The sequence below is a fragment of the Pseudomonas sp. GXZC genome (assembly GCF_026967615.1).
Lineage (GTDB): Bacteria > Pseudomonadota > Gammaproteobacteria > Pseudomonadales > Pseudomonadaceae > Aquipseudomonas > Aquipseudomonas azotoformans_A.
Genome location: NZ_CP114115.1, coordinates 5,463,107 through 5,486,989, shown reverse-complemented (window position 1 = coordinate 5,486,989; position 23,883 = coordinate 5,463,107). Strand labels below are relative to the sequence as shown.

Sequence of the window (23,883 nt, the reverse complement as noted above, 5' to 3'; positions counted from 1 at the left end):
TGTCAGGGAAAAACCGCACTGCTGTAACGGCGTGCGGTTTTTTCTTTAGCCCTGATGAAAAACAAGCGCTGAAGCAAAAGTGTCGTCATTAGAAAAAGGAGAGTGCTGTGTCGCGTAGACGCGTCGTAGTCACCGGTATGGGTATGTTGTCGCCACTGGGCACGGATGTGCCGAGCAGTTGGCAGGGCATTCTGGCTGGCCACAGTGGTATTGGTCTGATCGAACACACGGACCTTTCTGCCTATTCCACCCGTTTTGGCGGCTCGGTAAAGGGTTTCAATGTCGAGGAATACCTCTCGGTCAAAGAATCCCGCAAACTCGACCTGTTCATTCAATACGGCCTGGCAGCCGGTTTTCAGGCAGTGCGTAACGCCGGCCTGGAAGTCACCGACGCCAACCGTGACCGCATCGGCGTGGCCATGGGTTCGGGTATTGGCGGTTTGACCAATATCGAAGAAACCAGCCGCACGTTGCACGATTCCGGCCCCCGTCGAATTTCACCGTTCTTCGTTCCGGGCTCGATCATCAACATGATTTCCGGTTTCCTGTCGATCCACTTGGGCGCACAGGGGCCTAACTACGCCATCGCCACGGCGTGCACCACCGGCACGCACTGCATCGGCATGGCGGCGCGCAACATCGCCTATGACGAAGCCGACGTGATGATCGCCGGCGGCGCCGAAATGGCGGCCTGCGGCCTCGGCATGGGCGGCTTCGGCGCGTCCCGTGCGCTGTCGACCCGCAACGACGAACCCACCCGCGCCAGCCGTCCATGGGACAAAGGCCGTGACGGTTTCGTACTGTCCGACGGTGCCGGTGCCCTGGTGCTGGAAGAGTTGGAACACGCCAAGGCGCGTGGCGCCACGATCTACGCCGAGCTGATCGGCTTTGGCATGAGCGGCGATGCTTACCACATGACGTCGCCACCGTCCGACGGTGCCGGTGCTGCGCGTTGCATCACCAATGCCCTGCGCGATGCGAAGGTCAATGCGGACCAGGTGCAGTACATCAACGCCCACGGCACGTCGACCCCGACTGGCGACCTGGCCGAAGCCGAAGCCATCAAGTCAGTGTTCGGCGCACACGCCTACAACCTTGCGGTCAGCTCCACCAAGTCCATGACCGGCCACTTGTTGGGTGCGGCGGGCGCGGTCGAAGCGATCTTCAGCGTCATGGCCATCAAGGATCAGGTCGCTCCGCCGACCATTAACCTGGATGAGCCGGACGAAGGCTGCGACCTGAACTTCGTGCCCCACGAAGCGCAACCGATGCCGATCGAGGTGGTGATCTCCAACTCGTTCGGTTTTGGTGGCACCAACGGTTCCCTGGTGTTCCGCCGGTTCGCCGAGTGATGCACAGCTGGGTCGACGGTCAGCCAGCGGACAGCGTGCCCCTGAAAGATCGCGGCCTGGCGTACGGTGATGGGCTGTTCGAGACCATCGCCGTCAGGGCCGGGCAGCCGGTGCTGCTCGACCGTCACCTGCAACGCCTCGATGAGGGTTGCAGGCGTCTCGCCTTGGTTGCGGACCCCGTGGTGATCCGCAGCGAAGTGCTGGTCTATGCCGCCGCCCTCGGCGACGGTGTCCTCAAGTTGATCCTCACCCGTGGCGACAGCCTGCGCGGTTATGGCATCAACCCTGGCGCGCCTGCGCGCCGTATCTTGCAGGGCAACCCGCCCCCTACCTATCCCCACGCCCATGCAGTCGACGGTATCCGTCTGTTTGCGTGTGCGACGCGCTTGGCCGAACAGCCGTTGCTGGCCGGTCTCAAGCACCTCAATCGCCTGGAGCAGGTGATCGCCCGCGCCGAATGGCAAGACGCCGAGCACGCTGAAGGCTTGATGCTGGATGTGTCCGGGCGTGTCATTGAGGGCGTATTCAGCAACCTGTTCCTGGTGCGCAACGGCTTGTTACTAACCGCTGATCTGACCCGATGCGGCGTTGCAGGCGTGATGCGCGCCGAGATTCTGGCCCAGGCACATTCCCTGGGAATCCCGGTGGCCGTGGCCGACATCGATCTTGAGCAGTTGCAGCAGGCCGACGAAGTCTTCGTGTGCAACAGCGTTTATGGCATTTGGCCGGTGCGCGGTTGCGCTGGGATGAGCTGGCCGGTTGGGCCGCTCACCCGTAAACTGCAGGGCATTGTTCGCGCGCTATTGGAAATTTGAGTTGATACGAAAACTGGTTGTACTGCTGCTGATCGGTCTGTTCTCGGCGGCGTTGCTGTTGGGCTATGGCGCGTGGAAATACGACGCGGCCCTGAAGCAGCCCTTGAACCTGACCCAGGAGCAATTGCTCGACGTACCGGCTGGGGCGACCCCGACCGGCACGTTCAATCGCCTGGAAGCTGACGGCGTGCTGGATGACGCCTTCTGGTTGCGCCTGTACTGGCGCTTCAACCTCGACGGCCAGCCGCTGCACAGCGGCGAATACCGCATGACCCCTGGCATGACGGCGCAAGGCCTGATCGGCCTGTGGCAACGTGGCGAAGTGGTGCAATACAGCCTGACGCTGGTGGAAGGTTGGAACTTCCGTCAGGTGCGCTCGGCGTTGGCCAAGCATGAAAAGATCGTGCAGACCCTCGCAGGCCTGAGCGACACGGAAGTGATGGACAAGCTCGGCCACCCTGGCGTGTTTCCCGAAGGGCGGTTCTTCCCGGATACCTATCGCTTCGTGCGTGGGATGACCGACGTCGAATTCCTGAAAAAAGCCTACAACCGTCTGGATGATGTACTCGCCCAGGAGTGGAGCAAGCGTGCGGCCGATGCGCCGTACACCGATCCTTATCAAGCGTTGATCATGGCCTCCCTGGTGGAGAAAGAGACGGGCGTGCCTGAAGAGCGTGGGCAGATCGCCGGCGTCTTTGTGCGTCGCCTGAAGGTCGGCATGCTGTTGCAGACCGACCCGACGGTGATCTACGGCTTGGGCGAGCGCTACAACGGCAAGTTGACCCGCGCCCACCTCAAGGAAGCCAACCCTTACAACACCTATATGGTCGCCGGCTTGCCGCCGACGCCCATCGCCATGGTCGGTCGCGAGGCGATCCATGCCGCGCTGAACCCGGTGCCGGGCAGCAGCCTGTATTTCGTTGCCCGAGGCGATGGCAGCCATATTTTCTCCGATAACCTGGATGCGCATAATGCCGCCGTGCGGGAGTTCCAGCTCAAGCGCCGCGCCGATTACCGCTCCAGCCCGGCGCCAGTGCTGAAGCCTGCGGAAGATGCAACGCCGCCGGCCGATGTGCCCGTTGAAAAGCCGGCCGAGTCTGCGCCAGATGTTGAAGCGCCGCAAAACCCGCAATAATTCTGACTAAGGACTGCCTGTGACTGGCTTGTTTATTACCCTGGAAGGCCCCGAAGGCGCCGGCAAAAGCACCAACCGCGATTACCTGGCTCAGCGCTTGCGCGCCGAAGGGATCGAAGTGGTGCTGACCCGCGAGCCCGGTGGCACGCCGCTGGCCGAGCGTATCCGCGAGGTGCTGCTGGCGCCGGGTGAAGAGCAGATGAACCCGGACACCGAGCTGTTGCTGGTGTTCGCCGCCCGTGCCCAGCACCTGGCCGAGGTGATTCGCCCAGCCCTGGCGCGCGGTGCCGTGGTGATCTGCGACCGGTTTACTGATTCCACCTATGCCTACCAGGGCGGTGGTCGGGGCCTGTCCCTGGAGCGCATCGCCACGCTCGAAACCTTCGTTCAAGGCGACCTGCGTCCTGATCTGACCCTGGTCTTTGACCTGCCGGTGGAAGTGGGCCTGGCCCGCGCCAGCGCCCGTGGTCGCCTGGATCGTTTCGAGCTGGAAGGCCAGGCCTTCTTCGACGCCGTACGCACCGCGTTCCTCAAGCGCGCTGCGGCCGAGCCAGCGCGCTACTACTTGCTGGACGCCGCCCAACCGCTGGCCCAGGTGCAACACGCCATCGACGCCTTGTTGCCGACACTGCTGGAGCGCGCCCGTGGCTGAAGCCTACCCGTGGCAGGACAGCCTGTGGCAACAACTGGCTGGCCGAGCCCAGCACGCCCACGCCTACCTGTTGCATGGGCCGGTTGGGATCGGCAAGCGTGACTTGGCCGAGCGCCTCATGGCCAGCCTGCTGTGCCAGCGCCCGGTCAACCTGGAAGCCTGCGGCGAGTGCAAGTCCTGCCTGCTGCTCAAGGCCGGCAGTCATCCGGATAACTACCTGTTGGAGCCCGAGGAAGCCGACAAGGCGATCAAGGTCGACCAAGTGCGCGACCTCGTCAGCTTCGTGGTGCAGACCGCGCAGATGGGCGGGCGCAAGGTTGTGTTGATCGAGCCGGTGGAGGCGATGAACATCAACGCCGCCAACGCCTTGCTCAAGAGCCTGGAAGAGCCGTCCGGCGATACCGTGTTGTTGCTGGTCAGCCATCAGTCCAGTCGTTTGTTGCCGACCATCCGCAGCCGTTGCGTGCAGCAGGCGTGTCCACTGCCGAGCGAGGCCATGAGCCTGGAATGGCTCGCGCAGGCGTTGCCCGAGTGCAGCCAGGACGAACGGGTCGAACTGCTGACCCTGGCGGCCGGCTCACCCTTGGCGGCGGTGAAGCTGCACGCCCAGGGCGTGCGTGAGCAACGCGCGCTGGTGGTGGAGGGCGTGAAGAAACTCATCAAGCAGGAAGTCTCCGCCACCCAGCTGGCCGAAACTGCCTGGAAGGACATTCCCCTGTTGTTGCTGTTCGATTGGTTCTGCGACTGGTCAAGCCTGATCCTGCGCTACCAGCTGACCCAGGATGAAAATGGCCTGGGCCTGCCGGACATGCGCAAAGTGGTGCAATACCTGGCGAAGAAAAGTGCCCAGGACAAAGTGCTGACGATCCAGGACTGGATCCTCGCCCAGCGCCAGAAGGTGCTCGGCAAGGCCAACCTTAACCGCGTGCTGTTGCTTGAGGCGCTGCTGGTGCAATGGGTCGGCTTGCTTGGCCGTCGTTAAATTCCGTGGCCGACGGGTGTATCGTCGGCCAGACACTTTTCGTGACTGAAGTTGTAGATCCCTATGCTCGTAGATTCCCATTGCCACCTCGACCGCCTCGACCTGGCCCAGCACGGCGGCTCCCTGGATGCTGCCCTCGAAGCCGCGCGCCAGCGCGGAGTAGGGCACTTCCTGTGCATCGGCGTCAGCGCCGAAAACGCAGCCGATGTCAAAGCCCTGGCTGATCGCTACGCCGATGTGGATTGCTCGGTGGGCATTCACCCGCTGGACCTCAAGCCCGGTGAAGCCCCAGCGCTTGATTGGCTGCTAACTGAGCTCAATCATCCTCGCGTGGTGGCCATCGGCGAAACCGGCCTGGATTACCACTACGAGCCCGAAGCGGCGCAGGTGCAGCAGGCTTCGTTCCGCCTGCACCTGCAAGCCGCCCAGCAGACCGGCAAACCAGTGATCGTCCATACCCGTGGCGCCCGCGCCGACACCCTGACCTTGCTGCGCGAAGCCGCGCTGCCCCAGGCCGGCGTGTTGCATTGCTTCACCGAAGACTGGGACATGGCCAAGGCGGCCCTGGACCTGGGGTTCTACATCTCCCTGTCGGGCATAGTCACCTTCCGCAACGCCGACGCCCTGCGTGACGTCGCACGCCAGGTGCCAGCCGACCGCCTGCTGGTGGAAACCGACTCGCCGTACCTGGCGCCCATCCCCCATCGCGGCAAGCCGAACCTGCCCGAATATGTGCGCGATGTGGCGGATTACCTGGCGATGCTGCGCGGCGAGTCCTACGAGCGGTTTGCCGAGCAGACCACCGAGAACTTCAAGCGCCTGTTTCCGTTGGCTCACGTCGCTGGCTGACGCGGCCAAATCCCAGGCAAAAAAAACCCGGGTTCTGGGGGGTGAATCCGGGCTAAGACCATTAGGAGTAAAACAAGGGTACGCGGTCCGTTGGTACCCAGGTCGGCGCGTCACTTGGGGGAGATGTCACGCCGACAGTTCAAGTATTGATCAGTATCCGATTCAGTCCAGTCGCGACTGGTCGTTTTTTAAACAGATTTGGAATACGCGCGCTTCGCTTGAGTTCTCATTGGGTAGGCGTACGGCGGCAGTTGTTGCGTATTATTTCTGACTGAGATCCATGAAAACGTTGGCGCACTGAAAGTAAAGTGCGTTTGCGGTTCACATAGGCATTGCCCAGCGACCGTTCAGTCGGGATAATCCCTCGCACCGGGTAAATCGTATCGCCGCGTATCCGTGGCCCTGCGTAACCCTCCCTATTTTGACCTTTGCAGACCTCTTCCTCATGCACAAAGAACCCCGTAAGGTCCGTGAGTTTCGCCGCCGTGAGCAGGAAATTCTCGACACCGCACTCAAACTGTTCCTCGAACAGGGTGAAGACAGCGTCACCGTCGAGATGATCGCGGATGCCGTGGGTATCGGCAAAGGCACGATCTACAAGCACTTCAAGTCCAAGGCCGAGATCTACCTGCGCCTGATGCTCGACTACGAGCGTGACTTGAACGAGCTGCTGCATTCGGCCGATGTGGACAAGGACAAAGAAGCGCTGTCCCGCGCCTACTTCGAGTTCCGCATGCGTGACCCGCAGCGCTATCGCCTGTTCGACCGCCTGGAAGAGAAGGTGGTCAAGGGCCATCAGGTGCCGGAGATGGTCGAGGAACTGCACAAGATCCGTGCGTCGAACTTCGAACGCCTGACCCTGTTGATCAAGGGCCGCATCAGCGAAGGCAAGCTGGAAGACGTACCGCCGTATTTCCACTACTGCGCCGCCTGGGCCTTGGTGCATGGCGCCGTGGCGCTGTATCACTCACCGTTCTGGAGCAATGTGCTGGAAGATCAGGAAGGGTTCTTCCAGTTCCTGATGGACATCGGCGTGCGCATGGGCAACAAGCGCAAGCACAGTACCGAGCAGCCGCCGCTGGAATCGCCTTCCACGTAATGATTTGCTGCCACGCGTAGTACCCCAGGAATATACTCAGGCAAGGACTCTTGCTAAAAGCTGATTTATCAGTCAGCTTTTAGCGCGCCCGAATCATCCTCTGCCGGAGTGATCCATGATCGTTGATCGTCAAGGCAGGCGTTTTCGCAATTTGCGGATCAGCCTGACCTCAGCCTGCAATTACGCGTGTACCTACTGCGTGCCCAACGGCAAGCGGCTGGTGGCTGCCCAGGACGAACTCTCCGCCGAGGCCATGGCCCGTGGCGTGGCTTATCTGATCGAGGCTGCCGGCATTGACCGCCTGCGCATCACTGGCGGTGAACCGCTGGTCAGTCCCAAGCTGGAAGCCTTCATGGGGGCCGTCGGGCAAATGGGCTTGAGTGACATCAGCCTGACCACCAATGGTCAACTGCTCGCGCGCAAACTGCCGCTGTTGGTGGACGCCGGGATCAAACGCATCAACGTCTCCCTCGATACTTTGGATGCGGACGCCTTCCGCAGCATCGCCCGTGGCGGCGACCTGGCCACCGTGCTCGACGGCATGGACCAGGCCCGCGCCGCCGGAATCAAGATCAAGGTCAACATGGTGCCATTGCGCGGCCAGAACCTCGACCAGGTGATGCCGCTGCTCGAGTACTGCCTGGAGCGGGGTTATGAACTGCGCTTTATCGAGCTGATGCGCATGGGCCACCTGGCCAAGGATTCCAACGCATTCCTGCAGCAATTTGTCAGCCTGCAACAACTGCTCGGCCTGATCGGCGAGCAGCATGAATACCTGCAAGCCAGTGCGCCCATTGACGCGACGGCGGTACGTTATGAAATACCCGGCAAGGGCTATTTCGGCGTCATCGCCAACGAAAGCGTGCCGTTCTGCCGGACCTGTTCGCGGTTGCGGTTGTCGTCCACGGGGTGGCTGCACGGTTGCCTGTCGTCGAGTAACCGCCACTATGTCGGGGACCTGCTGGACAAGCCTCGCCATCAAGCATTACCGGCGCTGCAGGGCTTGTTGATGAAGGCGTTGGGCGACAAGCAGGAAGTCGCCTTCTCCGGTGGCGCGACCATCATGAAGATCATCGGCGGCTAGTATTCCAAGCTGGCGCAGAACCTGCATCACACGCCCATTCGCCGGTTTTCCGTCACCGGCTTCTGGAGGATTAGGATGCGTAGTCTGGTTTTGTTGCTGGCGTCGTTGACGCTGAGTGGTTGCATGACCGTCAGCGATATGGCCGAAGGCACCCGCTATCAGATGAGCGATGCCGGTTTGCTGGATCACAGCGATACCCGTCGCACCGCCTCGGTTCGCATACAGCCGGATTCTTTCGTGTTTATCGCCCAGGGCGCCTTTGTGCCGCCGGGCAGCGCTTATCCGCGTCCAAACGTGGTGGCCGAGGAAGCCTTCAACGGCTTTATCGAGTATTTCCCCATGGTGCGTCGCGCCCGTCAGCCGGAAGGCCTGGAGCAGGCAATGTCCGAAGCCCGCGCGGCCGGCGCTCACTACCTGCTGTACTGCCGTTTCGCCAAGGCGGATGACCGTATCGGCAACGCCGATGAGTGGGCCGACCAGGAAGCCCTCGACCGTGTCGGGCTGGACAGCGGCGTCATCCAGATCATGTTGATCGAGACCAGCACCCAGTATTTGATTGATACTGCACGTATTCGCAGTCGTGGCGGTTTACTGACGTTCCACGACAACAAGCCAGAAGATCTGATTGCTCGCCCGGTGCGCCAGTACGCTCGCAGTCTGCTGGGCATGAGTGATCAATAAGCACCAGGAGAACCCCATGACCGATTCCGCCAAGGCCAACGATCTGTTGGCCCAACTGCCCAAAGGTAAGGGGCCGGCGCCGGTACATCTGTGGAACCCGGACTTCTGCGGCAACATCGACATGCGCATTGCCCGCGATGGCACCTGGTTTTACCAGGGCACGCCGATCGGGCGTAAGCCGATGGTCAAACTCTTCTCCAACATCATCCGTCGCGATGGCGATGATTACTTCCTGGTCACTCCCGTGGAAAAGGTCGGCATCAGCGTCGATGATGCGCCGTTCGTGGCGGTAACGCTGGAGGTCGAAGGGCAGGGCGAAAGCCAGTTGCTGCGCTTTACCACCAACGTGGACGATCAGATCGAAGCGGGCCTTGAACACCCCTTGCGGGTGGTGATCGACCCAATCACCCAGGAACCTGCGCCCTATCTGCGGGTGCGCACCAACCTCGAAGCCCTGGTGCATCGCAATGCGTTCTACCAATTGGTGGAGCTGGCGGTGAGCCGTCCGATCAACGGTCAGAACTGGCTGGGCGTCTGGAGCGGCGGCGAGTTTTTCCGTATCGGCCTGGAACCCTGAGGCCGGTTTTTTCATCTCCCTGAAATAATTCGCTTGCTGCAAACGACCGCTTTCGGTTATCAATTTGTACATGATTAGACATGTTCGATTTGATAAGAAAAAACGCGTCGTCGACGAGCTCATCCGCCGTATCGAGGGTGGGGTGATGGCCGACGGTTTCCTGCTGCCGGGCGAGCATCAATTGGCTGAAGAGTTTGCCGTCAGCCGTGGCACCCTGCGCGAAGCCCTCGCCGAGCTGAAGCGACGTAACTACATCGCGACCCAGAGCGGCGTCGGCTCCATCGTCACCTTTGACGGCATGGTGCTCGACCAACGCAGCGGTTGGGCCCAGGCCCTGGCTGACACAGGGGCGCGAGTGAACACCGACATCCTGCGCCTGGAAGCGGTGACCCGTCCCGACCTGTTCAGCCGTTTCGGCAGTGACCAATTCATTGCCCTTGATCGCCGTCGCCGCACCACCGACGGCACGGCGGTCTCGCTGGAACGCTCGTTGATGCCCGCGTCCGGCGGCCTGGAAAGCCTGCCTAAAGTCGGCCTGATCGATAATTCCCTGACCATCACCCTGGCTGCCTACGGTTACGTCGGCGCCGAAGGTGACCAATGGATCGGCGCCGAACCCCTCAGCGACGAAGACGCCGAACTGCTCGGCCGCCCTGCGGGCACGGTGTTTCTCAAGGCCTCACGGACCACCTACGACCGCCGTGAGCGTTTCATGGAGCATGTCGAAAGCTTGCTCGACCCGCTGCACTTTCGCCTGCACCTTCAGTTTGGAAACCCGAAATGACCCCGCACACTCGCGCCCTGGGCGCTTTCTACGGCTTGGCGTTGGGCGATGCCCTGGGCATGCCGACCCAGTCCTTGAGCCGCGAGCAGGTCCGCGCGCGTTTCGGTGCCATCACTGGCCTGGAAGACGCCGACGCCGACCAGCCGATTGCGCCGAACATGCCCGCCGGTTCCATCACCGATGACACCGAGCAGGCGATTCTGGTGGGCGAGTTGCTGGTGGAAGGGCAGGGCGTGATCGAGCCGACGGTGCTCGCCCAGCGCTTGATCGACTGGGAAGCGGTGATGCGCGCCAAGGGCTCGCAGGATCTGCTCGGCCCGTCCACCAAGCGTGCGATCGACATGATTCTCGCCGGTCACACTCCTGAAGAGTCCGGTCGTTATGGCACCACCAACGGCGCTGCGATGCGCATCACTCCGGTGGGGATCGCCACCGATGTCAGCGACCCGGCGCGGTTTGTCCAGGCGGTGATCCAGGCCTGCCAGGTCACCCATAACACCACCCTGGGGATTTCCAGCGCGGCGGCGGTGGCGGCGGTGGTCTCGGCCGGCATCAACGGTGTGGACCTGGGCGAAGCCCTGAACATCGGCACCCAGATTGCCCAGCAAGCGGAAGGGCACGGTCACTGGATTGCCGGCGGGCGTATTTCCACGCGCATCAGTTGGGCGCGCACCCTGAGCGTCGGCAGCGGCGACAAAGCTCTGTTCGCCGACTTGCTGTACGAATTGATCGGCACCTCCGTCGCGTCCCAGGAGTCGGTGGTGGTCTCGTTCGCCCTGGCCCAGCAAGTGGCGGTGGGCGAGTTGAACGCCTTTGAAGCGCTGTGTCTGGCCGCCAGCCTTGGCGGTGACACTGACACCATTGCCGCCATTCTCGGCGCCATGCTGGGCGCGTGCCTGGGCCTGCAGTGCTGGCCTGAGGCGATGATCGAACAGGTCAAGCAGGTCAATGGCCTGGAGTTGCAGCCGCTGGTTCAAGAACTGTTGAAAATGCGCTGAGTCAGGACGACCGGAAACACGATTCGCTTTGTACCCCTGCCACAACCACAACAATACAGGCACCAGGAGCACCCCCTCATGAGCAGCACCTCTTCCGGCCAAAGTGCCGGGCAATTGGAAACACGCGGCATCGAACCGGTCCCTGAAGGCGAGTGCAACGGGCACCCGCTGCAACTGTTCTGGGTGTGGTTCGCCGCCAACATCAGCATCCTCGGCTTGCCGCTCGGCGCCACGTTGGTGGCGTTTCGCGGCCTGGCGATCTGGCAGGCGATTATCGTCGCGATCCTCGGCGCTGCCGGTTCGTTCGCGGTGGTGGGCATCATCTCCATCGCCGGTCGTCGTGGTCGTGCGCCGAGCCTGACGCTGTCCCGCGCCATCTTCGGTGTGCGCGGCAATATCGGGCCGACGCTGGTGTCGCTGATGTCGCGCCTGGGCTGGGAAACGGTCAACACCACCACGGCCGCCTTTGTGCTGCTGTCGTTGTGCTCGATCCTGTTCGGGTCGCCGGTCGAGGCGAAAAGCGCGCCGGTGCTGACCCTGATCTTTATCGCGATCTTCGTGTTGCTGACCCTGTCGGTTTCCGGCCTGGGCCACGCCACGTTGCTGGTGATTCAGAAGTGGGCCACCTACGTCTTCGGCGCCTTGAACATCCTGGTGGGCGGCTTCCTCTGCGCCACCATCGATTGGAGCGCGGTGTTCAACGCGACCCCGGCGCCGTTGAGCGCGATGATCATCGGTGTCGGTACCATGGCTGCCGGTACGGGTATCGGTTGGGCGAACGCCGGCGCCGACATGTCGCGCTACCAACATCGCAGCGTCACGGCTGTGCGCCTGGTGGCCTCGGCTGCGTTTGGCGCGGGCATTCCGCTGGTGTTGCTGATCACCCTCGGCGGCCTGCTGTCGGTGGGCAACAACGACCTGGCCTCGGCCACCGACCCGATCGTCGCGATCCGCGACATGCTGCCGACCTGGATGGCGGTGCCGTACCTGATCACCGCGTTTGGTGGCCTGCTGCTGTCCAACAACCTGTCGGTGTACTCGGCGGGCCTGACCACGCTGACGCTGGGGCTGAAGGTCAAGCGCGTGCATGCGGTAATCGTCGACATCGTGGCGATCTTCGCCGGCTCGATCTACTTCATGTTGATCGCCGACAGCTTCTACGGCCCGTTCATCACCTTCATCTCGTTGCTGGCCGTGCCGATTACGGCGTGGGTCGGCATCTTCGTGGTTGACCTGATCCACCGTCACTACTACAGCCCCAAGGACCTGCTGGACGTGAGCCCAAGCAGCGCCTACTGGTATCGCGGCGGTGTGGAGTGGCGTGCGTTCGGCGCCTGGGCGGTGGCGATCGTACTGGGCTTCAGCTTCACCACCATCGGCACCACCGCCGAAAATATCTGGTTCGCCGGGCCTTTGTCCGACTCCTGGCTGGGCCACAACGGCCTGGGCTGGATCGTCACCTTCGTGGTGGCCGGCGGGATTTATGCAGTACTGGGTGGCGCCGCTGACCGTCGCCCGGCTTTGGTAGAGCGTCCTAATGTCTAGATTGCTGCACACAGGCCAAGTCATCGTCGATCTGGTCATGGCCCTCGATACCTTGCCCGCTACTGGCGGCGACGTGCTGGCGCAATCGGCCAGCTTCGAAGCCGGGGGTGGCTTCAATGTGATGGCGGCCGCGCGGCGCAATGGGTTGTCGGTGGTTTACCTCGGCCGTCATGGCAATGGGCGCTTTGGTGACCTGGCCCGTGCGGCGATGCAGGCCGAAGGGGTCGAAATGGCCCAGGCGGCCAGCACTGATAAAGACACGGGTTTGTGTGTCTCACTGACCGAAGCCACCACCGAGCGCACCTTCATTTCCCATCTCGGCGCTGAAGGTGACTTGAGTGCCGAGGACCTGGCGCGCGTGGTCCCGCAACCGGACGATTACGTGTATGTCAGCGGCTACAGCCTGTTGCTGGAAGGCAAGGCGCAGGCATTGCTCGACTGGCTGCTGGCGCTGCCGCGAGCGATCACCGTGGTGTTCGATCCGGGCCCGTTGGTCAAGGCGCCGGATTCCGCGCTGATGGTGGCGTTGCTGCCGCGTATCGATATCTGGACCAGTAATGGCCCGGAGGCCTTGGCCTTTACCGGGGCGGGTACGATGGCGGATGCGCTGGTCGATCTCAATCGTCACCTGCCCGTGGATGCCTTGCTGGTGGTGCGGGATGGACCGAATGGTTGCTGGGTCAGCCGCAATGGCCAGGCGCAGCATGTGCCGGGGTTCAAGGTAAAGGCGGTGGACAGCAATGGCGCGGGGGATGCCCATGCGGGGGTGTTTATTGCGGGGTTGGCTGATGGCCTGGCACCCGCTCAAGCGGCACGTCGTGCCAATGCGGCAGCGGCTTTGGCGGTGACACGCTGGGGGCCAGCAACCTCACCCGGCACTGCCGAGGTCGATGCTTTACTAGTTGGCTAAAGGGGGTTGGGGAGCAATGGAACAGAAAGTGCACTTAAGCTGGCAGCTTTCTAGCCACAACGGATTACCGAATAACCTGGTCAATCGTCGTTTGGATTATGCAGTGGCCTCAGCTCGCCCCGAGCGACCTCATCCGGTACCGCAAAGGGGTAACGTCCCAGCATATTGATACGGATATCAGGTCGAGCCTGACCGAATGGCGAGCCAGTCCATTGAGTTTTCCATAATCCGCATCCGCTATTCGGCTACGCGGGATATGTGCTGCTGTCGGTAACGTGACTCCCCACCCTCGTACATCATCTAGCCGACGCAGTGCCCTGACCAGAGAGGGGCCGCTGACCATCACGGGGGCCGGAGCTTAATTGATCTTGAGGAAGTACTGAAAAGTCGTCGGGGAATGCTCCAAGGTAGCGCAGGCTGGTCAGCTGTACGGCATAACCAAGGCGGCTTTTTGATATATCGGCAATAAATATTGACATGCAAAAATGGCAAAAACCCCATCACCTTGAGTTTGGCGACGGGGCAAGGTCACGTTAATTAAACGGTTTTGAAGCCTGGCTTACCGTTAGCAGCTCGCCAAGCCTTCACTTCTTCCACTACAGCCTCTGGACCACTTTTACCGGCTTCAGGATAGTAAAGTAAATCTGAACCAGCAGGGTGCTCTGAAATTGCCTCAAACTCCATTACGGCATTATCATGTGCTTCTTCAGATGGATAGTCTGCGCTATATAATTTATTAACAAATGAAAGAAAGTCAGATTCTGTCATTTCATTTATTGATGTGCTCATTATTTATTCTCCTGATGAGTTTCGATATGTCGCTTTGGAGTAATTACGTTAACATTTTCAATGTCAAAAACATTTCCACCTGTGGAAATGTAGTTTTTATGGTGCAGTTCGTATTTTTTACGTGCTCCCGCACGCTCTATCTTTCGGACGAATGGCGCATATCCCTTTTTCATGGCTGCGACACTACCAGGATCAAATTGTTTCGCGAGTTCTGGTTCATTCGCAACAGCTTTCCAAAACGCCTCTCGGAACCCTCTGAAGTTCTTGAACTCCTTACCCCGAAGCTGATCAGCAATTTGCGACGGAATCGGCGCTCCTTCACCTTGCGATGCAGTCCCTAGCCAGATCCCCGACACGAGTTGACCTACACCACTTACCACACCGGGATCTTCACGCCGATCCCGGAACATCACATAGATCGGAGGCAACCCCGAGTCTGCCGGGAATACGGTGATGAAGTCATCGAAATCAGCATCCGCAACTCCTGGGAAAGTGTCAATCCGGCCCTCAACTGGCGTTACCGTTGCGCCAGTATAGACCGGCAGTGCAGGCTGTTCAGCAGGCAACGTGGTTGAGTTGTTCCCTGGGTTGAAAATAGGCGTCCAGGTCAAGTTCCTGGGCGGGGTGTCTCCTGTCGTTACGCTATAAACGTTCTGCGCAGCATCGTAGTTAGCAACCACTACCCTGACGCTTGAAGGAATAGTCGTCCCATCAGTCATAACTACGATGATTTCCGACTGCCCATCTGCTGCTGTTTTTGAGTTAAGCCGGACGGGTAAATTAACGGTACCGCCGGCAGAGGCAATGGCAGACAAATCGTGGTTTTGCCCTGGTTCAAGATCCGACAGAGGCGTGCTGAACGTATAACGCTCAGGTAGTTCTCCATTAGCCAGTTTTGGCGAATAGATCAGAGCAGAAACACCCACCAAAAGACCTGAGGCGGTACCGGCTAGCAAACTGGTCAGTTCGGCAATTGCGGAGCGAATAGCCGCTTGCAAGGTCACTGCTGCCGCTTCAATAACATTTACGGTACCCGCTGCGGTAATAACAACTGGGCCAGTTGCTGACGCTGGACCTAGTGTGCGGAACCTGTTGGAGGCTCGAACGGCTTCAGCAGCTTGGGCAGTAATACGCGCCTCTTCGAGTTGAAGGGTCAACCAAGCTTTTTGCCTGGTAGCCAACTCAATTACGTCTGCGAGACGTTTAAGTTGATAAGCTGATAGAAGCGATTTCCTCCAGTTATCGTAGGTATAATTTCGGTTTGACTCATGGTACAGCTCAAGCTTGGTAGCTTCCCTGATAAATGCGTTGATGGGCTGACCGAAAAAATTTCCCTTATAAAAGCTATCTGCAATCGGTTGAAGTGAAGCGATCTGTTGATTAGTTTGTGAAATAATCTTGTCGACGGTCGTTATTTCGCTTGTGAGATTGGCAACACGATCTCCTGGGCCGATGCCACTGGCACGCTTATCATCTTCAACTTCTTTCTGAAGGTCTGCAGCTATTAGCTGGCGTTTTGCGGCATACTCAGTTTCCTGATCGCTGGCATCTTTATTGATCAGTGGTTTATATCCATCGCTGATGGTTTTTCCTATATTCGCTGTAATCTTAATCAGTATCGGATCTTTAGAAATGTCATTGTATCCCCCGCCCCCGACAGGGCCGGTCCCGTAGGTCTGTTCCTGATAGGCTCTGATTTCGGTCAAGCCAAGTTGAAGCTCATTACCAGTTTCACTCATGGATGTTCTCCTTAACGTCCGATTAAAACTCATATCTTGATCACACGAGCTGGCTGGCCCTTCGATTGAGGGTTGCAATGCGTCGGGCGCAAAAGCGCAGCTCGCATACACTGTATATTCATACAGCTATAAAGAGAATCGAAATATGCATTTGTGCATAAATTCAGACGGGCGGCAATAACTCAAAGGCTGTGTACCTTTCCGAAAGAGGATCGACGGTTAAAGAGAACGGCCAAGGCTCGACCAGGCCCTGGCGGCATTGACGCTGGTTGTCCCTAAACTCGACCGCCTTGCACGCTCCGTTCCTGACGCGCGTGTGATTGGCGATGAGCTTGCAGTCCGCTGCGTGAGGCTGCAAATCGGGACCAACGTCCATGACCCTTCCCAAGCTGTTCTTCAACATTCTTGCCACGTTCGCCGAGTTCGAGTCGGACCTCATCAGACTAAGCACGCGGGAGGGAATGGCCATCGCACGGGCCAACGGTAAGTTGCGCGGTGAGAAGCCAAAGCTTACGGATCGCCAGCAGAAAGAGTTGTGTCGGATGCACGACTCTGGAGAGTACTCGATCAGTGATCTGGCCGAGGTGTTTTCCATATCCAGACCGACCGCCTATCGGACGCTCGCACGCCAAACGAACGAAGTTACTGCGAAATGAGCGTTTTGGCTTTTGTAGGCCACGAGCGACCAAGGACAGTTACTGGCCTTCAGTGCACTTTCTGTTCCGTTGCTCCCCAAACCCCGCTAAACGCGGACAAAATTGTGGGAGCGAGCAAGCCCGCTCCCACATTATTGAGTTTTGCAACGGCTGCTAGTTAGTCTCAGATTCCAACTTACGCGCCTCATCCACCCCGGACGCCGTCAGCTTGATCGGCAGATTCAACGCGTACTCACCGGCCGCGTCAGTGGTCACATGCCCATCCTTGATCAACCCACGGTCCTGCAGGAACGCCAAGACACTGGCCACCTCTTTTTCGCCGCGGTAGTTATCCAGCACCTCCTTGCCCAGTCCTTGCGGATGAGCGTGCAGCAGGCGGGTGAGGACTTCTTTCTCAAGGTTTCTATCGACGTTCATGCGTACCTCTTCACTGGGAAATGATCGGGTGTTCGTCTTGCATTCGATGGATCAAGGCGCAGGTTGTTTCGGCGCGCCTGGGACGTTGGAATCATCGCCCTTGTTGATGTTGGGCTGGTTGATCGCCGGGCCCATTTTGCCGTTACCGACGGCAGCAGGCGCTTGACGCTGGGTATCGTTGCCTTGGGTGCGCGGGTCAGCACCAGGCTCAATGACCGCGCCACCATTGGTGTCCATGCCGGTACCCATGGATTTCTGCGACTCAGTGGTGGCATTCGGCGTTGGATCGGTTGGCCCGGTGGTCGAGCTGGCAGCAAAGGCGCTCAGCGACGCAGCGGACAACAGGCCCGTGAGGGCGAGGGCAGCAAACTTGGAATTTTTCATGAGGGTGTCTCCATATGATTAATGTCCTTACCCTCTATTGGTCAGCCCGGCCTTGGTGTTCGTGCCTGGGTGGCGACGAACGGTCTTAGCTCACCTGTAAGATTTTGTGTGCCGAGACCCGTCGCCAGACCAGCCTGGCGACGCTGATCAACCAATTGATCAACGCCACTGCCGTCACACTCAGCAGCAGCGATTGCAGGCCATATTCGACGATGATCCGCCCGGCCAGCAGCGGGAAACCGAACACCCCGACGAAGTATCCGAGGCTGAACAGCAGCAACGCCTGGGACGTGGTGCCGACGGGCGCTTCATTGGCCACCAGTCCGTTGATCACCGAGTACGTCAGCCCATAACCCACGCCCAGGGTGATGGCGGCGAGCAGGTAGCTGAAGGTCCCCGACACCGTGAAGCCGAACATCAACACCGACACCAGCATCAGCCCCGACAGTACGCACGCCGAGCGATAGGCATCACGCTTGACGACAAATCCGGCAATCAACAAACGGCTGGTAATCGCCGCGCTCAGGAAACCCAGGAAGAACAGCGAATAGTCCAACGAATGCGCCGCCGCATAGCTGGTCTGAAACGAAGACAACCCACCGAACACACAACCGCCCAGGCCGACCATGATGATTGCGAACACAGCCTTCGATGACAGCACCTGGCGGGCGGCACGCCAGGAGATTTTTGCCACTGCTGCGTCTTGCTTGAGATGAGCACCCAGTCGCCAGAACATCACCACACCGACAAGGCTGGCGCAGGCCGCGATGTAGAACGCGCTGGTCAGCGGCAGCCCCAACGCGCTCGCCGCGCGGCCGAGCAAGGGGCCGGCACCGATCCCGCTCATCATGCTGCCGGACAACAACGCAAAGTACTTCGCCCGCTGTTGCGGTTCTACCAGCAGGGCCACGATGATCGGCCCCAAGGTATAGAACACCCCCCAACCGAGGCCCAGCGCCAGGCCAAACCCCATCAAGCCCTGGCCGAACCCAGGCATCAGGGCAAAACCCAGGCACGCCACCACCAACAGCAGGCCCATTCCCGCAATCGCCCGTGCCGCGCCCAGTGCATCGGCCAAATGTCCGGAAACCACCACGGCCACAAAGGTGCTGAGCATTGCCATGGAGATCACACTGCCTGCATCGTGCTCGTTGCCGCCGCGGGTATGAATCAGCAACGACAACAGAAAGGTCGAGCCGTAAGACAGCGACAATAGAAAACTGGCAAGGCAAAACAGGGTGAACAACGGCGTGCTCACTGCAGATTTGGAATGCATGGGATGGCCTGCAAGTCATTGGAGTTATGCCGGACGTTTTACCATGCACCGCTTGGCCGATTGTTGTGGGGTTGCTGGTGCCAGCGTTACCTGGGGGCGGAGTAAGGGCACGTCGTGAAATTGCACTGCAATCCGTCACGAAAGCGCCTTAGTATGTGTGCTTTGAAATTGCCAAGGCTCGCCCATGACCATCGAGATTCGCCCCGCCGTGCCCAGCGATGCTGCGCAAATCCTGACCTTCATCACGGAGCTGGCTGAGTACGAAAAAGCCCGGCACGAAGTGATCGCTAGTGTGGTGGACATCGAGCGCAGCCTGTTCAGCGAGGGCGCCACCGCCCATGGCCTGATCTGCCTGCGTGACGGCTTGCCGATTGGTTTTGCGGTGTTCTTCTTCAGCTATTCCACCTGGTTGGGCAGCAACTGCCTGTACCTGGAAGACCTTTACATCAACCCTGAACAGCGCGGTGGCGGAGCGGGCAAGAAGCTGCTGCGCCACTTGGCGAAGATCGCCTTCGATAACGGTTGCGGGCGCTTCGAGTGGAGTGTGCTGGACTGGAACGAACCGGCGATTGCCTTCTACAAATCCATCGGCGCCCAGCCCCAGGAAGAGTGGGTGCGCTACCGCATGGAAGGCGACGCACTGCGCGACTTCGCCCTCGGCTGACGGAGAAGGCCCTACAAATAACCGGCGACGATTCGCCGGTTTTTTTATTTTTATGCTCACTATGTGGGATGCAAATTTATATATTGAGATATTTCAAATGATGGGTTTATAGTCGGCTGCATCAGCACTCACTACCAAAAATAAAACAGGTGAAGCGATGCAGGCACAACCCTTGTCACTCCCCGCCGTGCCCGAGCCCACCTACGGCGAACGGCTCAAAGGCAAAGTGGTGATCATCACCGGTGCCGCCCAAGGCATTGGCGAGGCGATCGTCGCGTGTTTTCAGGCCCAGCAGGCGCGCTTGATCATCGCGGATATCCAGGACGAAAAAGTCGAGAAGGTCGCCGCCCACTGGCGCGAACGCGGCGCTGAGATCTACGCGCAAGCCGTCGACATCACCTCAAAAGACCAATGGCAAGCGCTGGTCAACCTGGCCATCGAGCGCTTCGGTCGGGTGGATGTGCTGGTCAACTGCGCCGGGGTCAATGTGTTCCGCGACCCGCTGGAAATGACCGACGAAGACTGGCGCCGCTGCTTCGCCATCGACCTCGACGGTGCCTGGTTCGGCTGCCGCGCGGTGTTGCCGCACATGATCGAGCAGGGCATCGGCAACATCATCAACATTGCGTCCACCCATTCCAGCCACATCATCCCCGGCTGCTTTCCCTATCCCGTGGCCAAGCACGGCCTGCTCGGCCTGACCCGCGCCCTCGGCATCGAATACGCACCCAAAGGCATCCGCGTGAATGCCATCGCGCCGGGCTACATCGAAACCCAGCTCAACGTCGACTACTGGAACGGGTTCCCCGACCCCCACGCTGAGCGTCAGCGCGCGTTCGACCTGCACCCGCCCAAGCGCATCGGCCAGCCGGTGGAGGTGGCGATGTCGGCACTGTTCCTGGCGACTGACGAGGCCCCTTTTATCAATGCAACCTGCCTGATGATCGATGGCGGGCGTTCTGTGATGTACCACGACTAAAGCGTTTTCCAATAACAAGAAGGAGGTGGTCCATGTTCAAGAAGACTCTAGGCACCCTGGCGCTGGCAATGGCGTTCAGCAGCGTGGCACTCGCCGAGGAAGTGAAGATCGGCTTCCTGGTCAAGCAAGCGGAGGAACCCTGGTTCCAGACCGAATGGGCCTTCGCCGAAAAAGCCGGCAAGGACCAAGGTTTCACCGTGATCAAGATTGCCGTGCCGGACGGTGAAAAAACCTTGTCGGCCATCGATACCCTGGCCGCCAATGGCGCCAAGGGTTTCGTGATCTGCCCACCGGACGTGTCCCTCGGCCCGGCGATCATGGCCAAGGCCAAGCTCAATAACCTCAAGGTGCTGGCGGTGGACGATCGTTTCGTCGACGCCAAGGGCAAGCCCATGGAAGACGTGCCTTACGTCGGCCTGGATGCCTACAAGATCGGCCAGAAACAAGGCGAAGCCATGGCCGCCGAAGCCAAGCATCGCAACTGGGATTGGAAAGAAACCTACGCCGTCATCAACACCTTCGATGAGCTGGAAACCGGCAAGAAACGCACCGACGGTTCGGTCGAAGGCCTCAAGGCTGCCGGCTTGCCCGCCGACCACATCCTGTTCAGCGCGCAGAAAACCCTCGATGTGCCCGGCAGCATGGACGCCACCAACTCGGCCCTGGTGAAACTGCCCAGCGGCGCGAAAAACCTGATCATTGGCGGCATGAACGACAGCACCGTACTGGGCGGCGTGCGCGCTACCGAAAGCGCCGGTTTCAAGGCGGCGAACGTGATCGGCGTGGGCATCAACGGCACCGATGCGATTGAAGAGCTGAAGAAAACCGACACCGGCTTTTACGGCTCAATGCTGCTGAGCCCTGACGCCTCCGGCTACAAAACCGCCAGCGCCATGTTCGAGTGGGTCACCAAGGGCACCGAGCCTGCCAAGTTCACCGCGTTGGACAATGTGACCCTGATCACTCGCGCCAACTTCAAGGAAGAGTTGAGCAAAATCGGGCTGTGGAAATGACCGGCGCGGCCCTGCGCTTCAACGGCATCGGCAAGGAATTTCCCGGTGTGAAAGCCCTGGCGCAGATCAGCTTTGAAGCGCGGCCGCGCGAGGTGCATGCGCTGATGGGCGAGAACGGCGCGGGCAAGTCGACGCTGCTGAAGATCCTCGGTGGTGCTTACTTGCCGAGCAGTGGTTCGCTGCAGATCGGCGAGCAGACCATGGACTTCAAGTCCGCCGCCGACAGCATTGCCAGCGGCGTGGCAGTCATCCACCAGGAGCTGCACCTGGTGCCGGAAATGACCGTGGCCGAGAACCTGTTCCTTGGGCATTTGCCGACGCGCTTCGGGGTGGTCAACCGCAGCCAGTTGCGCAAGCAAGCGTTGGCCTGCCTCAAAGGCCTGGCGGATGAAATCGACCCGGACGAAAAGCTCGGTCGCCTGTCCCTCGGTCAGCGCCAGCTGGTGGAAATCGCCAAGGCGTTATCCCGTGGCGCCCATGTGATTGCCTTCGACGAACCCACCAGCAGCTTGTCGGCGCGGGAGATCGACCGCTTGATGGCGATCATCACGCGCCTGCGCGATGAGGGCAAAGTCGTGCTCTATGTGTCGCACCGTATGGAAGAAGTGTTCCGCATCTGCAACGCGGTGACGGTGTTCAAGGACGGCCGTTATGTGCGCACTTTCGATGACATGAATGCGCTGACTCACGACCAGTTGGTGACCTGCATGGTCGGTCGCGATATCCAGGACATCTACGATTACCGGCCACGGGAACAGGGCGAAGTGGCGCTGAAAGTCGAGGGTTTGCTCGGCCCTGGCCTGCGTGAACCGGTCAGCCTGAGCGTCCACAAAGGCGAGATTCTTGGCCTGTTCGGATTGGTCGGGGCAGGGCGCACGGAGCTGTTTCGGCTGCTCAGCGGGTTGACCCGCAGCACCGCCGGCAGCCTCGAACTCTGCGGGCAAACATTGCAATTGCGTTCACCCCGCGACGCCATCGCCGCCGGTGTGCTGCTGTGCCCGGAAGACCGCAAGAAGGAGGGCATCATTCCGCTGTCCAGCGTCGCCGAGAACATCAACATCAGCGCGCGTGGTGCCCATTCCACCTTCGGTTGGCTGCTGCGCGACGGCTGGGAAACGGCCAATGCCGACCGGCAGATCAAGGCGATGAAGGTCAAGACGCCCAACGCCGAACAGAAAATCATGTACCTCTCCGGCGGCAACCAGCAGAAGGCCATTCTCGGTCGCTGGCTGTCGATGCCGATGAAGGTGCTGCTGTTGGACGAGCCGACCCGTGGCATCGACATCGGCGCCAAGTCGGAGATCTACCAGATCATCCACAACCTGGCCGCCAGCGGCATTGCAGTGATCGTGGTGTCCAGCGACTTGATGGAAGTGATGGGTATCAGCGACCGCATCCTGGTGATGAGCGAAGGCGCCCTGACCGGCGAACTGACTCGCGACCAAGCGGACGAGGCTCGGCTGTTGCAACTGGCTCTCCCGCGTTCGCGGGCTTGAAGAATTCGAGGTGAATGATGTCTGAGGTAAAAACTGCAAAGGGCTTCTGGCCGGGTTTCAACCAGCGCAAGTTCCTCGATGACTGGGTGATGCTGCTCGCCGCTCTGGGCATCTTTGTGCTCAGTGCGTTGTTTATCGATAACTTCCTTTCGCCGCTGAACATGCGCGGGTTGGGCCTGGCGATTTCCACCGTGGGCATTGCGGCGTGCACCATGCTGTTCTGCCTGGCGTCGGGGCACTTCGACTTGTCGGTGGGCTCGGTGATCGCCTGTGCTGGCGTGGTCGCGGGCATTGTGATCCGCGACACCGACAGCGTGGTGCTCGGCGTGTCCGCCGCGTTGGCCATGGGCCTGGTGGTGGGGCTGATCAACGGCATTGTCATCGCCAAGCTGCGCATCAACGCGTTGATTGCGACCTTGGCGACCATGCAGATCGTACGCGGCCTGGCGTACATCTTCTCCAATGGCAAGGCCGTCGGCGTGATGGACGAAGGTTTCTTCGTGTTCGGCAATGGCCAACTGATGGGCGTGCCGGTGCCGATCATCATCACTGTGCTGTGCTTTGTGTTCTTTGGCTGGTTGCTCAACTACACCACCTACGGGCGCAACACCATGGCCATCGGCGGTAACCAGGAAGCGGCGTTGCTGGCGGGCGTAAATGTTGATCGCACCAAGATCATCATCTTTGCCGTGCACGGCTTGATCGGTGCGTTGGCTGGGGTGATCCTCGCCTCGCGCATGACCTCGGGCCAGCCGATGATTGGCCAGGGCTTTGAGCTGACCGTGATCTCGGCGTGCGTCTTGGGCGGCGTGTCGCTGAGCGGCGGCATCGGCATGATCCGTCATGTGATTGCCGGGGTGCTGATTTTGGCGATCATCGAGAATGCGATGAACCTGAAGAACATCGACACCTTTTACCAGTATGTGATCCGGGGTTCGATCCTGTTGCTGGCCGTCATCATCGACCGCATGAAGCAGCGCTGATTGGGTCATAATGCTCGCCGTTTT

General features: G+C 60.0%; 25 protein-coding genes. 20 read left to right on the top strand and 5 right to left on the bottom strand.

What is annotated here, in order from left to right; translation table 11 throughout:
• The first annotated feature begins 107 nt into the window (after positions 1–107).
• The 14 genes from fabF to OZ428_RS25805 all read left to right on the top strand — a co-directional run bounded on the left by fabF (position 108) and on the right by OZ428_RS25805 (position 13,463).
• Positions 108–1,352, top strand: coding sequence for a beta-ketoacyl-ACP synthase II (gene fabF / locus OZ428_RS25870; RefSeq protein ID WP_269131759.1), 1,245 nt, complete (start codon positions 108–110; stop codon positions 1,350–1,352).
• Entirely contained in the window at positions 1,352–2,167 is an 816-nt protein-coding gene (gene pabC / locus OZ428_RS25865; RefSeq protein ID WP_269131758.1) for an aminodeoxychorismate lyase, read from the top strand. Before fabF ends, pabC begins: the two co-directional genes overlap by 1 nt.
• A gap of 1 nt (position 2,168) precedes the next feature.
• Positions 2,169–3,302 carry an endolytic transglycosylase MltG gene (mltG, locus tag OZ428_RS25860; RefSeq protein WP_269131757.1) on the top strand — a complete coding sequence of 378 codons (1,134 nt, stop codon included), beginning with the start codon at positions 2,169–2,171 and terminating at the stop codon, positions 3,300–3,302.
• Between the two features lie 19 nt (positions 3,303–3,321).
• Entirely contained in the window at positions 3,322–3,954 is a 633-nt protein-coding gene (gene tmk, locus OZ428_RS25855; protein ID WP_269131756.1) for a dTMP kinase, read from the top strand.
• Positions 3,947–4,936: a DNA polymerase III subunit delta' gene (locus tag OZ428_RS25850; RefSeq protein WP_269131755.1), complete on the top strand. Its 990-nt coding sequence runs from the start codon at positions 3,947–3,949 to the stop codon at positions 4,934–4,936. Before tmk ends, OZ428_RS25850 begins: the two co-directional genes overlap by 8 nt.
• A gap of 63 nt (positions 4,937–4,999) precedes the next feature.
• Positions 5,000–5,785: a TatD family hydrolase gene (locus OZ428_RS25845; protein ID WP_033901262.1), complete on the top strand. Its 786-nt coding sequence runs from the start codon at positions 5,000–5,002 to the stop codon at positions 5,783–5,785.
• 445 nt (positions 5,786–6,230) lie between these two features.
• On the top strand, positions 6,231–6,884 hold the full coding sequence (locus tag OZ428_RS25840; RefSeq protein ID WP_016979740.1) for a TetR/AcrR family transcriptional regulator: 654 nt from the start codon (positions 6,231–6,233) through the stop codon (positions 6,882–6,884).
• 115 nt (positions 6,885–6,999) lie between these two features.
• Positions 7,000–7,968, top strand: a complete 969-nt coding sequence (locus OZ428_RS25835; protein WP_033901261.1) for a GTP 3',8-cyclase MoaA — start codon at positions 7,000–7,002, stop codon at positions 7,966–7,968.
• A gap of 75 nt (positions 7,969–8,043) precedes the next feature.
• Entirely contained in the window at positions 8,044–8,649 is a 606-nt protein-coding gene (locus OZ428_RS25830) for a DUF4823 domain-containing protein (protein ID WP_269131754.1), read from the top strand.
• A 16-nt stretch (positions 8,650–8,665) separates the two neighbouring features.
• Complete coding sequence (locus OZ428_RS25825; protein ID WP_269131753.1) at positions 8,666–9,226, top strand: DUF1285 domain-containing protein; 561 nt, start codon at positions 8,666–8,668, stop codon at positions 9,224–9,226.
• A gap of 70 nt (positions 9,227–9,296) precedes the next feature.
• Entirely contained in the window at positions 9,297–10,010 is a 714-nt protein-coding gene (locus OZ428_RS25820; protein WP_033901258.1) for a GntR family transcriptional regulator, read from the top strand.
• Positions 10,007–11,008: an ADP-ribosylglycohydrolase family protein gene (locus OZ428_RS25815; RefSeq protein WP_269131752.1), complete on the top strand. Its 1,002-nt coding sequence runs from the start codon at positions 10,007–10,009 to the stop codon at positions 11,006–11,008. The genes OZ428_RS25820 and OZ428_RS25815 overlap by 4 nt, the downstream gene beginning before the upstream one ends.
• 78 nt (positions 11,009–11,086) lie before the next feature.
• Positions 11,087–12,553, top strand: a complete 1,467-nt coding sequence (locus OZ428_RS25810; RefSeq protein WP_033901256.1) for a purine-cytosine permease family protein — start codon at positions 11,087–11,089, stop codon at positions 12,551–12,553.
• Positions 12,546–13,463, top strand: a complete 918-nt coding sequence (locus tag OZ428_RS25805) for a PfkB family carbohydrate kinase (RefSeq protein WP_269131751.1) — start codon at positions 12,546–12,548, stop codon at positions 13,461–13,463. The genes OZ428_RS25810 and OZ428_RS25805 overlap by 8 nt, the downstream gene beginning before the upstream one ends.
• A 537-nt stretch (positions 13,464–14,000) precedes the next feature.
• Here the strand turns inward: OZ428_RS25805 and OZ428_RS25800 are convergent.
• Positions 14,001–14,252: a bacteriocin immunity protein gene (locus OZ428_RS25800; protein ID WP_269131750.1), complete on the bottom strand. Its 252-nt coding sequence runs from the start codon at positions 14,250–14,252 to the stop codon at positions 14,001–14,003.
• Positions 14,252–15,991 carry an S-type pyocin domain-containing protein gene (locus OZ428_RS34525; protein ID WP_330911112.1) on the bottom strand — a complete coding sequence of 580 codons (1,740 nt, stop codon included), beginning with the start codon at positions 15,989–15,991 and terminating at the stop codon, positions 14,252–14,254. The genes OZ428_RS25800 and OZ428_RS34525 overlap by 1 nt, the downstream gene beginning before the upstream one ends.
• Positions 15,992–16,365: 374 nt before the next feature.
• Between OZ428_RS34525 and OZ428_RS25790 the strand changes: the two genes are divergently transcribed.
• Positions 16,366–16,647 carry a recombinase family protein gene (locus OZ428_RS25790; RefSeq protein ID WP_269131749.1) on the top strand — a complete coding sequence of 94 codons (282 nt, stop codon included), beginning with the start codon at positions 16,366–16,368 and terminating at the stop codon, positions 16,645–16,647.
• 153 nt (positions 16,648–16,800) lie between these two features.
• On the opposite strand, the gene OZ428_RS25785 is transcribed toward OZ428_RS25790, so the two are convergent.
• The 3 genes from OZ428_RS25785 to OZ428_RS25775 all read right to left on the bottom strand — a co-directional run bounded on the left by OZ428_RS25785 (position 16,801) and on the right by OZ428_RS25775 (position 18,724).
• Positions 16,801–17,064, bottom strand: a complete 264-nt coding sequence (locus OZ428_RS25785) for a hypothetical protein (protein WP_025854162.1) — start codon at positions 17,062–17,064, stop codon at positions 16,801–16,803.
• Positions 17,065–17,115: 51 nt separating this feature from the next.
• Positions 17,116–17,448, bottom strand: a complete 333-nt coding sequence (locus OZ428_RS25780) for a hypothetical protein (protein WP_095017287.1) — start codon at positions 17,446–17,448, stop codon at positions 17,116–17,118.
• A gap of 85 nt (positions 17,449–17,533) precedes the next feature.
• Positions 17,534–18,724: an MFS transporter gene (locus OZ428_RS25775; protein ID WP_269131747.1), complete on the bottom strand. Its 1,191-nt coding sequence runs from the start codon at positions 18,722–18,724 to the stop codon at positions 17,534–17,536.
• Positions 18,725–18,908: 184 nt separating this feature from the next.
• Here OZ428_RS25775 and OZ428_RS25770 point away from each other — a divergent pair, with 184 nt between their 5' ends.
• From OZ428_RS25770 to araH, 5 genes are all read left to right on the top strand, one after another.
• Positions 18,909–19,388, top strand: coding sequence for a GNAT family N-acetyltransferase (locus tag OZ428_RS25770; protein WP_010208407.1), 480 nt, complete (start codon positions 18,909–18,911; stop codon positions 19,386–19,388).
• Positions 19,389–19,545: 157 nt separating this feature from the next.
• Entirely contained in the window at positions 19,546–20,367 is an 822-nt protein-coding gene (locus OZ428_RS25765; protein WP_269131745.1) for an SDR family oxidoreductase, read from the top strand.
• Positions 20,368–20,399: 32 nt separating this feature from the next.
• Entirely contained in the window at positions 20,400–21,380 is a 981-nt protein-coding gene (locus tag OZ428_RS25760; RefSeq protein WP_033901250.1) for a substrate-binding domain-containing protein, read from the top strand.
• Positions 21,377–22,876 (top strand): L-arabinose ABC transporter ATP-binding protein AraG, encoded by a 1,500-nt coding sequence (gene araG / locus OZ428_RS25755; RefSeq protein WP_269131744.1) that lies wholly within the window; start codon positions 21,377–21,379, stop codon positions 22,874–22,876. Before OZ428_RS25760 ends, araG begins: the two co-directional genes overlap by 4 nt.
• A 17-nt stretch (positions 22,877–22,893) precedes the next feature.
• On the top strand, positions 22,894–23,859 hold the full coding sequence (araH, locus tag OZ428_RS25750; RefSeq protein ID WP_038850349.1) for an L-arabinose ABC transporter permease AraH: 966 nt from the start codon (positions 22,894–22,896) through the stop codon (positions 23,857–23,859).
• Positions 23,860–23,883 lie beyond the last annotated feature (24 nt).